Origin of the sequence: Sporomusa acidovorans, from assembly GCF_900101845.1 — a bacterium.
GTDB classification, from domain to species: domain Bacteria; phylum Bacillota; class Negativicutes; order Sporomusales; family Sporomusaceae; genus Sporomusa; species Sporomusa acidovorans.
On record NZ_FNAM01000058.1, the window covers coordinates 1 to 14,422 of the forward strand.

The 14,422-nt window shown below is 44.0% G+C and carries 15 protein-coding genes and 4 tRNA genes; 4 read left to right on the forward strand and 15 right to left on the reverse strand.

Annotated features, from left to right (window positions below):
• The 4 genes from BLR65_RS25125 to BLR65_RS25140 all read right to left on the reverse strand — a co-directional run.
• On the reverse strand, positions 1–392 hold a 392-nt coding region (locus BLR65_RS25125), incomplete at its 3' end, for a MarR family winged helix-turn-helix transcriptional regulator (protein WP_245693034.1).
• Between the two features lie 192 nt (positions 393–584).
• On the reverse strand, positions 585–821 hold the full coding sequence (locus BLR65_RS25130) for a hypothetical protein (RefSeq protein WP_218130670.1): 237 nt from the start codon (positions 819–821) through the stop codon (positions 585–587).
• 352 nt (positions 822–1,173) lie between these two features.
• Positions 1,174–1,965 carry an AbiJ-NTD4 domain-containing protein gene (locus tag BLR65_RS25135; protein WP_169716679.1) on the reverse strand — a complete coding sequence of 264 codons (792 nt, stop codon included), beginning with the start codon at positions 1,963–1,965 and terminating at the stop codon, positions 1,174–1,176.
• 624 nt (positions 1,966–2,589) lie between these two features.
• Positions 2,590–2,664, reverse strand: a tRNA-Arg gene (locus BLR65_RS25140).
• Positions 2,665–2,906: 242 nt separating this feature from the next.
• Between BLR65_RS25140 and BLR65_RS25145 the strand changes: the two genes are divergently transcribed.
• Entirely contained in the window at positions 2,907–3,098 is a 192-nt protein-coding gene (locus BLR65_RS25145; RefSeq protein WP_093797015.1) for a hypothetical protein, read from the forward strand.
• A 26-nt stretch (positions 3,099–3,124) separates the two neighbouring features.
• Here the strand turns inward: BLR65_RS25145 and BLR65_RS25150 are convergent, their stop codons facing one another.
• The 7 genes from BLR65_RS25150 to BLR65_RS25180 all read right to left on the reverse strand — a co-directional run bounded on the left by BLR65_RS25150 (position 3,125) and on the right by BLR65_RS25180 (position 7,940).
• Positions 3,125–3,511: a zinc ribbon domain-containing protein gene (locus tag BLR65_RS25150; RefSeq protein WP_245693035.1), complete on the reverse strand. Its 387-nt coding sequence runs from the start codon at positions 3,509–3,511 to the stop codon at positions 3,125–3,127.
• Between the two features lie 154 nt (positions 3,512–3,665).
• Positions 3,666–5,000: an MFS transporter gene (locus BLR65_RS25155; protein ID WP_093797017.1), complete on the reverse strand. Its 1,335-nt coding sequence runs from the start codon at positions 4,998–5,000 to the stop codon at positions 3,666–3,668.
• Between the two features lie 300 nt (positions 5,001–5,300).
• Positions 5,301–5,864 (reverse strand): transcription repressor NadR, encoded by a 564-nt coding sequence (locus tag BLR65_RS25160; protein ID WP_245693036.1) that lies wholly within the window; start codon positions 5,862–5,864, stop codon positions 5,301–5,303.
• Positions 5,864–7,480: a PAS domain-containing sensor histidine kinase gene (locus tag BLR65_RS25165; protein WP_143122657.1), complete on the reverse strand. Its 1,617-nt coding sequence runs from the start codon at positions 7,478–7,480 to the stop codon at positions 5,864–5,866. The genes BLR65_RS25160 and BLR65_RS25165 overlap by 1 nt, the downstream gene beginning before the upstream one ends.
• A 128-nt stretch (positions 7,481–7,608) precedes the next feature.
• Positions 7,609–7,684 (reverse strand) — tRNA-Val (locus tag BLR65_RS25170).
• Between the two features lie 102 nt (positions 7,685–7,786).
• Positions 7,787–7,861, reverse strand: a tRNA-Glu gene (locus BLR65_RS25175).
• 3 nt (positions 7,862–7,864) lie between these two features.
• A tRNA-Asn gene (locus tag BLR65_RS25180) sits at positions 7,865–7,940 on the reverse strand.
• 172 nt (positions 7,941–8,112) lie between these two features.
• Between BLR65_RS25180 and BLR65_RS25185 the strand changes: the two genes are divergently transcribed.
• On the forward strand, positions 8,113–9,225 hold the full coding sequence (locus tag BLR65_RS25185) for an aminopeptidase (protein WP_093797023.1): 1,113 nt from the start codon (positions 8,113–8,115) through the stop codon (positions 9,223–9,225).
• Between the two features lie 63 nt (positions 9,226–9,288).
• Here BLR65_RS25185 and speE read toward each other — a convergent pair whose 3' ends face one another.
• The 4 genes from speE to BLR65_RS25205 all read right to left on the reverse strand — a co-directional run bounded on the left by speE (position 9,289) and on the right by BLR65_RS25205 (position 11,943).
• Positions 9,289–10,125: a polyamine aminopropyltransferase gene (gene speE / locus BLR65_RS25190; RefSeq protein WP_093797025.1), complete on the reverse strand. Its 837-nt coding sequence runs from the start codon at positions 10,123–10,125 to the stop codon at positions 9,289–9,291.
• Positions 10,126–10,298: 173 nt separating this feature from the next.
• Positions 10,299–10,805 (reverse strand): YmaF family protein, encoded by a 507-nt coding sequence (locus BLR65_RS25195; protein ID WP_093797027.1) that lies wholly within the window; start codon positions 10,803–10,805, stop codon positions 10,299–10,301.
• A 138-nt stretch (positions 10,806–10,943) separates the two neighbouring features.
• Positions 10,944–11,267 carry an AzlD domain-containing protein gene (locus BLR65_RS25200; protein WP_093797029.1) on the reverse strand — a complete coding sequence of 108 codons (324 nt, stop codon included), beginning with the start codon at positions 11,265–11,267 and terminating at the stop codon, positions 10,944–10,946.
• Positions 11,257–11,943: an AzlC family ABC transporter permease gene (locus BLR65_RS25205; protein WP_176772804.1), complete on the reverse strand. Its 687-nt coding sequence runs from the start codon at positions 11,941–11,943 to the stop codon at positions 11,257–11,259. The genes BLR65_RS25200 and BLR65_RS25205 overlap by 11 nt, the downstream gene beginning before the upstream one ends.
• A 114-nt stretch (positions 11,944–12,057) precedes the next feature.
• Here BLR65_RS25205 and pdxR point away from each other — a divergent pair, with 114 nt between their 5' ends.
• Positions 12,058–13,575 carry a MocR-like pyridoxine biosynthesis transcription factor PdxR gene (gene pdxR / locus BLR65_RS25210; RefSeq protein ID WP_093797033.1) on the forward strand — a complete coding sequence of 506 codons (1,518 nt, stop codon included), beginning with the start codon at positions 12,058–12,060 and terminating at the stop codon, positions 13,573–13,575.
• An 88-nt stretch (positions 13,576–13,663) separates the two neighbouring features.
• Positions 13,664–14,386 (forward strand): SIMPL domain-containing protein, encoded by a 723-nt coding sequence (locus tag BLR65_RS25215; RefSeq protein WP_169716677.1) that lies wholly within the window; start codon positions 13,664–13,666, stop codon positions 14,384–14,386.
• Positions 14,387–14,422: the final 36 nt, after the last annotated feature.

Here is a 14,422-nt window from a genome sequence, read left to right on the forward strand (position 1 = left end):
ATCAGTGCTTCCAGTTTAAAAATCAAATGATCAAATTGCCTGCTGTCGCACTCTCCCAAATATTCCTTTAGCGAGGCCTGCGCTTGATCCCATAATACTGTTGCATTTGTCAACGCCAATTTGCCTGCCTTGGTAAGAGTAATTTCCCTCGAACGGGGATCTTGGCCTGAATTAATCTCAATCAGGCCAGCTTCAGTAAGCGGTTTCATATTCCGGTTCAAAGTAGTACGATCAATGCGCATGACTTTGGCAAGTTCAGTAATTTTGACCGGCTCTACCTGCTCAAGATGACGCAATAATGAATATTGAGTAACTTTAAGCCCGCTGGGCTCCAAAATCTTCTCATAAAATTCAGTTACTGCCCGAGATGCCCTGCGTATGTTAAGACACATGCAAGGACTAGGGGCTTTGGGGTAGTATCCATCGGCATGTTTCACCATTGCACTCCTATAGCATTTATTAGTGTATATACACTAATATTATTATAAATAATACTACAGTATATACCAATACTTGTCAATACGAAAACAAAATTATGTATTAAGCATAGTATTAATATTACCTTTGGTTCTGTTTTTCTACTCCTATTCAATTATACACTCAACATCCGTACCATCAAGCAAACTTACCATCAATTTGGCGCCATTATGCACTGTCACCTTCTCCACTAGCGTAGAATATAAATTTATGTCAAACTCCGTTAATAGCTCAGTCCGACTCATTATTCCAATAAACTGCTTCGCTTTATACCTTACCAAAACATTATCGCTCTCTAACTGCTCCTGCCACTTACCGATAAAATAATCCTTATTTTTAACCATAGCGTTAAATGTATTTACAAAAAAATCCCATCATCAATATGCCTACTTTCACAGCCTTTATCACCTTTCAATCTAATATTTTAATCATCTCTTTTCAACAATTGTATGTTGGTAGTATTTAAGTAGTTCCTTACATAAAATTCTAAGATTAAAACCGAAACGGCGAACCTCTTGGGTATATTTTCAAATCCAAAGACACGAGATTCGTGTCTTGTATCACCTGTTCTCATAAAATCCCGCACCATTTTGCGGAATTCATTTTTTAAGCCACCAATTAAGCTTTTCAAAATAATAGTGTTATTACTGTTTCTGGTATGTTTATACCAGAAACCCGATATACTCAACGATTCATCTAAATGTTTTTCTCCCATTTTTCGATTATATAATTCACAAATACCGAACAGGAAACTAACATATATTTTGCATCCTCAGAAAATGCACCTTTAAAATCAATTCCAGCATGCCTTATTCCATTTTCATCTGAAGTATATCCATATAGTTGGTTAATTGCAGATTTCAATGCTTTATGTAAACCTAATCCCCTATCATCTATTTTTTTTAAGGCGTCACCTAAAGATGCTTTATTCTTTTCCGTTATGATACAACATAGAGCTTCAATTGTACTTATTGATTCTTTTATAGAATTCTCATAGTCTGGATTCTTACGTCTAGAATAAAGTAAAAGTGCTTTATTCATATGCACATTCACAGCATCATATTTAGTTTTAGTTGCCTTATGTAGTGATTTCAGTTCTTGCTCATTAGTTATTGGCACAACCAACCTCTTTATAATCCTATATCCCGATTTTTCCTCTTCCAATATGCGGTTTATTTCTTTAGCTAAATCATTTGCAGTTATTTTACTTGATTCTGATTCCAAATCCAGATACTTTTCAATAAAATCATATACAAAAAACCAATCATTTTTTGAAAAAATCTCTTTTAATTTCTTCATATTTTTTTCTCGATCAAACATACCATCTGGATATTCAAAAGTATGTCCAAAAGCATCCAACAAATTTTCTATTATACTATTGTGGCCATCACAATTTACAGACTTAAGAAGATAATTGTTATTAGTAAAAAATACATTCCATACTCTGTTACATAGAGCTGTGTCAACGCTTTCAATTTGAATATATATTTCTTTTGTATAACATTTCTAACGGAAAATTTCTGAGACATTTTTATCCTCCTTAACAGCAAGTCATATTGCACACTAAGAGACTATGTTTTTTCCCTTTTTCAATTTTAAAGATACGATACCGGATTGGTGAATCATATATAGACACATATACCGTTTATTCCCTAAATATGATAATAAACCCTGCCAAATATTACAAATTGGCAGGGTTTTTATTTTTTTGTCATTCCTGATGATGCTTTTCTCTTCGAGATAAGCTTGACAATAAAATTCTAATACTCACTTAATGTGTGTCCCTATATTTCGTGTAAAAGTATAGGAGGTTTCGACCCTTAACATACGTTCGCCCCAATTACTACGTCTATGAGAACATAAAAACACACATTTGAAATTGCTCTCAACCTTCAAACCCTTGCTATTCCGAGGATTCCCGCTCTATCATCATAACGTACTCAAAGTGAATAATCTGAAACATATTATAATAGGTACGCCATATTTGGGTTGTCTTAAAAAGTAAAACTTTTAATATCTAATATCATCACTTTTTCCAAAACAAGCAGTGTATAAGCAGTTTTTTACGAAAAAAGCCTTCTAGCAAAACCGCTAGAAGGCTTAATTTCTCTATGGTGCGCCCGGCAGGAATCGAACCTGCGCACCCGGCTCCGGAGGCCGGTGCTCTATCCCCTGAGCTACGGGCGCAATAGCTACGGTTAAAATTATGAGCGCACAGACAATATATTGTCTTCGCCTCACTCAAAGAATTATAGCATACATAACATAGCAACGCAAGTGGGTTGCGTATAGATTTTATTGTGATTTTATTGTAAAACATTTAGTTATTTTTTTAAGAGTTAATTGCCGTTTATAGTAAACTATATATTGACATATCTTGCTAATCATAGCATAGTAGTAATAAAGAATAACTTATGAGGTACATTCCTATGCCTATTGATATTATCTCTTCGAATCCTTTATCCCATCTTAATCAGGTGAGAAGAAAACGAGAATCGAATTACATTTTTGAACTTCCCATGGATGATGAACCTGACGTTAGTCCCGCCTATATTGTAGAAATTTCTGCTGAAGGCAAGTTGCTACAACAGGCTCATCCAGTAACCATCGTTCGACTATAACGCAGTCGCGTATAATAGCGCGGACTTTATTTGTGTTCAGCAGGAGTTTGACAATAGGGACAAACTCGCCATTCGCGATTAAGCTCTTTGCCGCACGACGAACATGTCGGCTTTAGCGTAAATCCACAGTACGGACAAATTTTAAAATCCTCTTTTACCTTACCACCACACATAGTGCATTGAATACTATCTTCTACCGGCGTTGCCTCGACATCAATAAAATCTTCGCGGGTGCGGGATTTGACTGGTGTTTTGCGCCCAAAAAGAAGATAAAGAGGTAAAAAAATGATCAAAGCAGCGATTGTGCCAACCGACCACAATAATGCTGTTCCCAAGTCGTGACCGCGTCCCCGCGCATCATTATATACCCAATAGGCGGCAATAGCTCCAATTAGCAGGCTTAACGTCATCATGAACTGCATTCCCTCCAACAATCATTCTGTATCAAATTATATCATGACCTGGCCAAACTGGCAAAGAAAACAGGGTGCTGCCGACAGGAAGCATGCTGACCTTTAAAAAGCCTTTGATAAAACAAAACTAGGGCGGATTGTCCGCCCTAGTTTTTTATCGGCTTATTTCATCAAGTGCCTTGCCTTTAGTCTCCTCGCCAAACAGCCACACAGCCACAGCAACCAGCAGCATAACGCCGGTAAACATAGTAAAGACATGCATAAGGCCCTGTGGGCCGCTAATCATGTACCCAACAATCGTTGGCGCCAATATACCGCCGAAACGTCCAACCGCTGCCGCCCAACCGGAACCAAATGCCCGTATCCGCGTAGGATAGAGTTCAGGTGTGTAGGTATATACCACACCCCAGGCACCAAGATTGAAGAAAGACATCAGGCTGCCCCAGACCAGAATACTCTGGGGGCTGCCACCCTGACCAAAGAAATAAGCACTAACAGCACTTAACGCCAAATAACCTGCCAGTGTCGCCTTCCGGCCAATACGGTCAATCAGATAGGCAGCACTGAAATATCCCGGCAATTGTGCCAGCGTCATGATGAGTACATATTCAAAAGTTTTGATCACCGTATGCCCTTGCTGAACCATCAGGGAAGGCAGCCAGGTGAATATGCCATAATACGAATAGACAATACCGAACCAGATGATCCAAAGAATAATCGTCCGTTTGGCGAAGCGGGATGTCCATAATTCTTTAAAGGCGATTTTATTCCCGGAAGAATCGGAAAACTCAACATTGCTTGTAGCCGCAGGCTGGGCACTTGAATCAACTCCGGCCAAGCGCTCCAATTTTGCTACGATTTCAATTGCTTCGGCCTGTCTCCCCTTGTCAGTCAGATAACGGATGGATTCGGGAACGCCCAGTCTGATAAAAAATACATACAAGGCCGGCAAGGCACCTATAAAGAACGCCATTTGCCAACCCAAATAAGGAATGACAAGATAAGAAATCAAGGCTGCCGCCAGCCAGCCAACTCCCCAGAAACTTTCCAGCAAAACGATAAACCGGCCACGGCTGGCAGGCGGTGAATATTCTGTCATAAGGGTCGCTGCTACCGGCAGTTCGCCGCCTAAACCAAAGCCTACCAAAAATCTAAATAAAAGTAAGGATTCATAATTCCAGGCTAATCCGCAAAGCCCTGTGGCAATACTATACAGTATCAAGGTAATGCTAAACACTGCTTTACGGCCGAATTTATCGGCAGCCAGGCCTCCCGCAACAGCGCCAACAGCCATTCCCAGCAGGCCAATACTGCCAATAAACCCCATTTGGGCCGTTGACAGCCCCCACTCCTTAGCCAACACCGGCAGCACAAAGGCAATAATTCCGGTGTCCATAGCGTCAAACAACCAGCCAAGTCCGGTTAAAACCAGTAACTTATAGTGAAAGCGGCTTACCGGGATTTGCTCCAACCGTCTGATAATGTCCAATCTTTCTCCCTCCTGTTGTCTTTACAGCTGTCTTGTCACTATTATATCGACCTTGCCGCAAAATGGCAACCCCTTTTTCTATTCGGCGTTTCAATAAATATGTTATTATTGTATTGCCTATTGCCGAATTAACACTTGCCAACTTTTACCTAGTCTGCTGTTTGAACGCTAAACGAAAAAAAGACTTGGCTTGTACCAAGTCTTAAACTTCTACAATGTTAAGCAGCACTTTTTATACTTTAAGGATGTCCGGGCCTTGTTAATAAAGAAACTGCCGGCTCACTGTAAGCCAGCAGCATTTTACTCGAACAGTATCCCCAGTGTTTTAAGTTCGGCAGCTATCTTATCTAAAACTTCAGTTGACGCAGCTTCCACAGTATGTAAATGGACACCACCGGTAACAAGGGAAAGCGGTGCCGCCCCACTCTCTGCCGATTTTTGTAAAAATTCAGCCAGGTCCCTGCGAGAAGACAGCATCAAGGTCGCCTTAATCTCGCCATATACCGGATGCTCAACACTAACGTCCAGTACCCGGCCGCCATTATCAATAATGGTGGCAAGCTCCTCTTCCATGCGTTTACTATCATGGCGGCAGGCTAATTTTACCCGCACGGTTGCCGGAGCCGCAGCCTGCAAAATTACATAGCCCTGGGGAGTAGCATAAATATCAGCGCCGGCAGCTCGCAAAATAGCGATATCACCAACAATTACCTGTCGGCTCACTCCTAATTTTTTTGCTAATGACGTTCCCGTTATTGGCTGCTTACTTTGCTGCAACAAACCGGCAATTTTGTCACGACGCACTTTTGCCTCCATAACTGAAAACACGCTCCTTTTTTCTCTCAGCACCTTGTTCAAATTCATTATACACTAACTGACCGGTCATCCTCAAATGCAGGCAGTATAACCGAAAAAACGGTTTTTTTGTCTACAAGACTGGAAACAAGTATTTTTCCGCCATGGTTTTGCACTATACTATAACATACTGACAGACCGAGTCCGGTTCCGTTTGCTTTGGTAGTGAAAAAGGGTGTGCCAAGTTTTTCAATAATTTCCGGCGAGATTCCCCTGCCATTATCCTCGATAGTTACGACCAGTTTACCCTCCTGGTGACCTAAGGCAACAGTAACATTACCGCCAATCGCTACTGCCTCTATGGCATTTTTGATAAGATTGATAAAAACCTGTTTAAGTTGGGATATATCACCAAAAACAAAACCTGCTTCCGTTGGCAGCTCGAGGTTTAACATTATGCTTTTGTTATGGATTTGCCCCCTCATTAAGAGCAGGACATCATGTAATAACTTGCATACATCGATTTTTTCCAGTGACGGTTCTTTCACCGGCCTTGCCAATACCTGAAATTCACTAATCAAACTATCAATTCTTGCAATCTCGGAAATAATGATCTCAAGATGTTCCGACGACATCGGCCTATCACTATGGCGTGCCATGAGTTGAATGAATCCCTTTATTGAAGTAAGGGGGTTTCGTATTTCATGGGCAATTCCTGCGGCTAGCTGATTGACGCAAGTCATTCGCTCCAGTTTTAGCTGCTCGCGCTCACGTTCATGTCTTCTGGCCTGCCGCCAAAAACCGTATACGAGTCCCAGACACACAGTTAACCAAAGAAAACTTTTGGCATCACTCAGCGATTTGCTCAAAACTCTGGCATACAAGATATACTTGGGTATAACGATTGCTACCCGCCAATTGGTATTATGCAAACTACTATAAACCAGTATTTTATCTATATCCCCCAAGGGTGAACGAGTATCAACAATACCTGTTCTGTCTAAAAACAATTTGTTTGCCTGTTCCTTAAAAAACGAATTTTCGGGAAAAAATTCGTTTATCCGGGGATGATAAATAAATTGTCTGTTCCCATCCACAACAACAATATATTGCTGATCCGGCATACTTTCACGCAGGACTGCTAACGCTACTTCATTAATAGGAATATAGGCTGCCAGTACGCCAATCACGTTTTCTTTATCAACCACGGGAACCTGCAAACTTACATACGCATCTTCCACGCTATTGCCGGCTATCCGGTCAGAAATATTAGAATACCCTGCTAAGACTGCCCGGCAGTTCTCCTTAAAAAACGGCTGATCAAATACATACTTATCCGCTTCAGACCCTGCGTAGCAATCGCTAATTAATCGACCATCCTGATCATATAACGAAATATTTACAACATCTAATGCCTTGGCGGCCGTCAGCAAAGCCGGCTGCAGCCGTTCAACATTAAAGCTGCGCACGGTAGGATAAGCTGCTAACAAATTAAGTCCTACCAATTTGGCATTAAAATATGTATCGAGGTAATCAACAGTTACGGACAGACGCTCCCGTTCGCCTGCCACCACTACTCGGTACTGGTAGCTTAGGTAATTGACGAATACTCCGGCAATCATTAGTAGCAGTATGACACCAATAGCTAGCATAGGCATTGCATTTCTATTTCTGGGAATCAGCACCAAGTCTCACCACCCATTTTGACATATTTCGCTAAAATTCAGGTTATTCCTGTCGCAGGTATGTCATGCTGTGGTATTAGTCAGAAACTAAAAAAGAAAGCTCACAGACTTAGCTGGATGCTTTCTTGTGGTGGGCGATGACAGGATCGAACTGCCGACATCCTGCTTGTAAGGCAGGCGCTCTCCCGGCTGAGCTAATCGCCCGATACTACTATATTGGATGTTCTTCGCTATCGCTCAGAACTAAGCGATTCGCACAAGTTTTCGCGTCACTATCGTTCCTAAAAACTTGGCTCTCTGCTTATATGGTGACCCGTAGGGGATTCGAACCCCTGATACCGCCGTGAAAGGGCGGTGTCTTAACCACTTGACCAACGGGCCATTTGGCTCCCCGAGTAGGACTCGAACCTACGACAAATCGGTTAACAGCCGATTGCTCTACCGACTGAGCTATCGAGGAATTTCCCCATTAACATATTGAATTATATAATAGGACAAGCAAAAATGCAAGCACTTAGGTACACTATTTTTATTATGGAAACCTCCTAGGATAAAGGATATTTTTGTTAAAACATCAAATACTGATAATAAGCGTTTAATTATTCAACTAACTGTTTAAGGAGGTACCTACTTTGGATCCCAGAATAAAAACCCTCGCCCAAAACCTGATTGGTTATTCTACCAGTCTTGCTCAAGGCGAAAAATTATTGATTGAGATGTTTGACGACGCCCTGCCACTGGCCAAAGCGTTGGTTGATGAGGCATATGCCGTTGGCGGAATTCCTTTTCTTGAGATGAAAAACAGCCAGTTGCAACGCGCACTGCTGATGAAAGCTTCTGATGAACAATTCAAACTTGCTGCCTCCTGGGAAGAGGCCAGAATGAAAGAAATGGATGCCTATATTGCCATAAGGGCCAGTTTTAATATCACGGAAATGGCCGATGTCCCCCCCTCCCAGTTAAAAAGCTACCAACATAACTGGGTCAAGCCGGTGCATCTTGACATACGGGTTCCTAAAACTAAATGGTGTATTTTGCGCTGGCCGAATGCCTCTATGGCGCAATTGGCCAATTCCAGCACCGAGGCATTTGAAGACTTCTTTTTTAATGTCTGCAATCTTGACTATGCCAAAATGGCCAAAGCGATGGATCCGTTAATTGAACTTATGGAGAAAACTGATAAAGTAAAAATCACTGGGCCACAAACCGATCTTACCTTTTCGATTAAAGGCATAGCGGCAGTAAAATGTTCAGGCTTAAGAAATATCCCTGACGGCGAAGTCTATACAGCCCCTGTCAGGGAATCGGTTAATGGTGTTCTCAGTTACAATACCCCGGCGGTTTATCAGGGAATTACGTATGAAAATATTCGTTTGGAATTCAAAAACGGTAAAATCATTAACGCTACAGCCAATGATACCGAACGCATCAATAAAATACTGGATACAGACGACGGCGCCCGTTATATCGGCGAATTTGCGCTGGGTGTAAACCCGTATATCGAAACCCCCATGAAAGATACCCTATTTGATGAAAAAATCAAGGGCAGTTTTCACTTTACTCCCGGCAACGCATATGATGTTGCTTTTAACGGCAATAAATCCGCCATTCACTGGGATCTCGTCTGTATTCAAACAGCCGCCTACGGCGGCGGTGAAATCTGGTTTGACGATAAACTGATCCGCAAAGACGGACGGTTTGTACTCGCCGAATTGGCCGGCTTAAACCCCGAAAACCTGATGTAAAACTCACAAACGAGAGCGCTTTCGGTAAGCACTCTCGCTTTTTTCTTCCCCCTTATCAGGGCCTTACTTCACTAATTTCTGAATAAAACTTGGCAAAGCAAAACAGTTCTTCTGAATCTCCCGGTTGTAATAGCGGGTGTTAATATTTTCAGGAATCCTGGCAATATCAGCTTTAGCAGGATCATACTGCTTAGAACCGATGGTAAAACAATGCAATCCTCCCGGATATAGCGGAATACTCGCCAAATACAAGCGGGTAATGGGAAACAAAGAAGAAATATCGCGCGTAAGCCGCCGAATAAGTTCCTGATGATAAAACGGCGACTCGGTCTGTTGTACGAACAGCCCGTCCGGCTTTAATGCCTTATGTACATTCTCGTAAAACGAGCGGGTAAACAGTCCTTCACCCGGGCCGATGGGGTCAGAACAGTCTACAATAATGACATCATATTTATTTTCAACTTCCTGCATATGTTTTATCCCGTCACCAATCTTAAGCCGCAACTTCGGATGATGTTCGTTTAAGGCCGAACTGATTTCCGGCAAATATTTTTTACTGGCTTCCACAACCTGTCCGTCAATTTCCACCATCTCAGCCACCTCGACTGTGTGATGTTTGACTACTTCGCGGATTGTTCCCCCGTCGCCGCCACCAATAACCAAAACATTCCGCGGGTTGGGATGTACAAATAACGGGACATGAGCGATCATTTCATGATAGATAAACTCGTCAAATATTGATGTCTGAAAAACACCATCAAGGATTAACATCCGGCCAAATTCATAGGAATCAACGACTGCTATTTCCTGAAATTCCGAGTGACCTGAATATAACGTTTTTTTTATGCGAACGGCAAGTCCCAGGTTTTTAGTTTGATATTCTGTATACCATAATTCCATATATATAATCCCCCCTACTTATTTAGCTTCTACAACTTATCCAACTTATATAATTTATATGAATAATAATTATATCACAAAATTTACCAGGAGGAAAGTCTTACCCTCAACCAGTTGCTTCATAGTAAAGTGCCGCCAGCCAAATGCTGACGGCACTTTACTATAAGAATGCACTATTCTTCCGGCCGCTTACCGTATTTATATTTATATTTCGGCATTGTTTTTACAGGCGGGTCACAAGGATCATCACAGGGATCGTCACAGGGATCATCGCAAGGATCGTCACAGGGATCATCACATTCATCATCATCGTCGCAATCGTCATAATTGGGCCCCAGGCCGGTCGCACCGGCAAAGCTATGGCAGTGTCCGTCGTCTTTGCTTGTCATTCCTTCAAAGTAATGAACATGATTACCGTCAGGCATTTCAATAGCCGGTCCGGTCATAACATCATAAGTATGCCAATGACCACCGTCCCCTTCCTCGCTGATAAAGGATGTACGGCCATGAATCCGGTGTACATGACTTCTGTCCGTTTCTCTTGCCGGACCGCTTACTCCCATAATAACATGCTGATGATCATCCGCTACATCCGCCTCCGTTATATAGGTATGGACATGCGGCATCATCTCATCATGATGATGGTGATGATGATGTTTACGTTCTTCAATCGTAGGCATAGAACCCTCACACCTCCAAAATGTTTTCACACCATATCCTATGCCGTATGCCTGTTGTTTGCTACGTTCCCCTGTCACCAAACCTTATTAAGTTAATTTTAGTAACCTAACCAGGTATACCTTTCGCATACCCGCAAGCTATATTCCAAGCCACCTGAGCGATAGGATTGCCGTTAATCCCAGCCCCATCGTCAGGAGAGCATTCTTCCATATGTAGGCGACAATAGCCGCAACGGCGCCGGCTAAAAGGTAATGGTTGCCAAGTGAAAAATCAATATGGCCCTGCGGCAAAAATAACGACGGTACAATCAGAGCAGTCAAAATAGCCGTAGGCACATGTTTAAGCCACCGTTCAAACCAGTTTGGTAAACCTGTTCTTTTCAGCAGTGCCAAGGCGCCGAACCGTGTAAAAAAAGTCACTGCCGCCATTCCGGCAATCATGAGTAGGACTTCAAGCCGCATGGTTACCCTCCTTTTCCAACAAGCCGCCTGTGATACTGGCTGTAATGCAGGTGGCAATTATATACCATTTGCCGGGTAAATAAGCAGCCCCCAATACGGCAGTTACGGCAGCTACCAGGCAGACGGCAATGCTGACGTGATTGGTCAGGCGCGGCATTAGCATCGCTAAAAAAGTGGCCGGCATGGCAAAATCCAGCCCCCAGGCAAGCGGATTGGGAATGCGGCTGCCTAACAACACACCCAGGGTGGTTGCAGCAGCCCAAATACAATAAAAAGCCCAACTGCTCCCCAACTGATAATTGGCAGAATAGCCCCCATTGGCTATCCGGTTCATCATAACCGCATAAGACTCGTCAGTGAGCGTAAAAGCCAGCAGTACCTGACGGACAAGCGGCTGTTCCAACAGGAAAGGCGCCAGTGACGCTCCCATTAATAAATGGCGAAGATTAATCAACAAAGTTGTAAAAACAATAAGACCCCAGCCTGTAACCCCTGCGCCCAGCATCGTAATGCAAATAAACTGCGCGGCTCCGGCAAATACCAACAGCGACATAAAGACGGTCTCGACAGGCGTTAGCCCGGCTGCTACCCCCATTACGCCACAGGTAATACCAAATGGTATAACCCCCAGCATAACCGGAGCGCTGTCACGAACCCCCTGCATATAATCTTTCATAATGATCCACCACCTTTTGCATTTATTTTATATTACCGGGCAGGAAAAACATTGTAAATATCCAATTTAAATATTTACGTAAATAATTGGATCTTTAAAGGGGTATTTGGCAAAATGGATATATCCAATATTTTTAAGCAAGTTGTTCTTACACCTAAATCGCCAGTCCCGCTATATAATCAAATCGCTCAAGTGCTGACCGATAATATTCAAAACGGTACCTTGCCTGCCGGCACCAAGCTGCCGCCGGAACGTGAACTGGCCAGTCTGTTGCAGGTAAGCCGGACAACCGCGATTAACGCCTATCGCCGGCTGGAAGAACAAGGCCTTATCCATACCAAGGTAGGCAGCGGCACCTATGTGGCGACATTGTCATCTTCCACCGCCCCGACTGCGCAGACTGTTCCCTGGTCCCAGCTTTTCACCCCCTGCCTGAATACGCAATCGTCCTCTATTATCCGCGAGCTGGTTGCCTCCGCAGCGGCTGATGATACCCTTTCCTTGGCCGCCGGTATGCCTGATCCGGAATTATATCCGCTGCATGATTTCAACCGGCTGTTTGGTTTGCAGGCTTCCCGTCTCAACGGCGCCGACCTGGGGCACATTCCCACCGAGGGCTACACCCCGCTCAGGCAGGCTGTAACTACTATGCTGGCAGCCAAAGGCTATGCTGGCAAACCGGAAAATACCATGATTGTCAGCGGTTCGCAACAGGGATTATATCTGGTAACCAAAATATTTTTGGAGCCCGGTGACTACGTAATTGTCGAATCTCCCACTTATCTCGGGGCTGTCCAAATGTTTAGCGCCGCCAACGCCCGGTTGCTCAGCCTGCCCTCTGCCGCCGGCCTGCCGCTTGACCTGTTAGAAGATTATCTGATCCGTTACCGGCCAAAACTGTTTTATGTGATGCCTACCTTTCAGAACCCCAACGGCCGGGTAATGCCCTTGGAGGAACGCCGCGAATTATTAAAACTGGCGGCCAAGCATCGCTTAGTCATTGTTGAGGACGATCCTTACGGGGAGCTATACTATGACAAAAAACCACCCCTCTCGCTCAAAGCCCTTGATCCTTACGGAGGCGTCATCGCGCTCGGGACATTTTCCAAAATGCTCTTTCCCGGTTTGCGCACCGGCTGGGTCGTCGCCCCGGAAACGGTCATTAACCGGTTTGCGCTGAAAAAGCAGTACATCGACCTGCATAGCAGCAATCTTTCGCAATGCCTGCTTTATGACTATCTAAGCGCAGGTTTGTTACAGGAACACCTTGCTGTCGTCCGCGCCGAATACAAAAAGCGCCGCGACTTTTTCGCCGGCGCCCTGGAACGCTACTGCAGCCCACTGTTAAATTTCTACACGCCGTCCGGCGGCTTCTATTTTTGGTGTGCGTTAAACAAAGGTATGTTAACAAGGCAATTGCTGCACGAGGCAACCCATACGGGTGTGTCCTTTGTTCCCGGCGAAGCTTTTTATGCCGATGCTGCCGGTTCCCGGGAACTAAGACTGTGTTTTGTTACCCAGCCGCCGGCAAGATTGCTGGAAGCTGTTAAACGTCTGGGAAAAGCACTGCAAACCGTAGCGGCGAACCGTCCTTTTCCGCCAAAACATCCGGTATTTACCCCTATTATTTAATCTCACGAAAATAATTTTTGCGTATTTTTTTATGGGGGCGTTACCTTTTGTCATCCTAGACGTTTATATAAGCAAAGGAGTTGATCACATGTCAAAATCAATAAAAATCTTATGTATGGCACTGCTGCTGGCAGCAGTCGTATTCCCTGCCGCCCTGGCTTCCGAAAAAAATCCCAATGCCACGGAAGTACAAGTCAGCGGCAGTCATCAGGAAGAAATGGCCCCCGACATTGCTTATGTTAATCTGGGCACAGTAAGCGAAGCGGAAACCGTTGCTGCCGCTCAAGCCAAAAATGCCGAAGCCGCCACCAGGGTGCAGCAGCAATTGGAAGGTATGGGGATAAAAGCTGAATACATAAAAACAGCAAACTATACGGTAACGCCCATGTACAAAAATGAGGACAACGGCTGGCGCACACAGACGATTAAAGGTTATCAAATCACCAACAGTATCACCGTAACTACTTCACCGGATAAAGCCGGCGAAGTAATCGACACGGCCTTAACCGCCGGCGCCAACCAGGTTAATTCTATCCGCTTTGGCAAGAAGGATGAAGACGGTGTCCGAAATGCGGCCCTGGCCCAAGCGGTCCGTGATGCCTTAAGCAAAGCCGAAGCTATCGCCACTTCCTTAAACAAACAGGTAGTCCGGGTAAAAACCGTAAATGAAAATGGAATTAACCTGCATTCGCCGGAAGTTTCGGCCCGGCTTTACAATAAAAGTTTAGGTGACGGCGCACCCATGACGCCAATCTCTGCCGGACTCGTCCAATTATCAGCCAATGTCCAAGTCGTGGTTGAGCTGGAATAAGTAAAAACTGGCATGTAAAAATACCGGCAGACACGC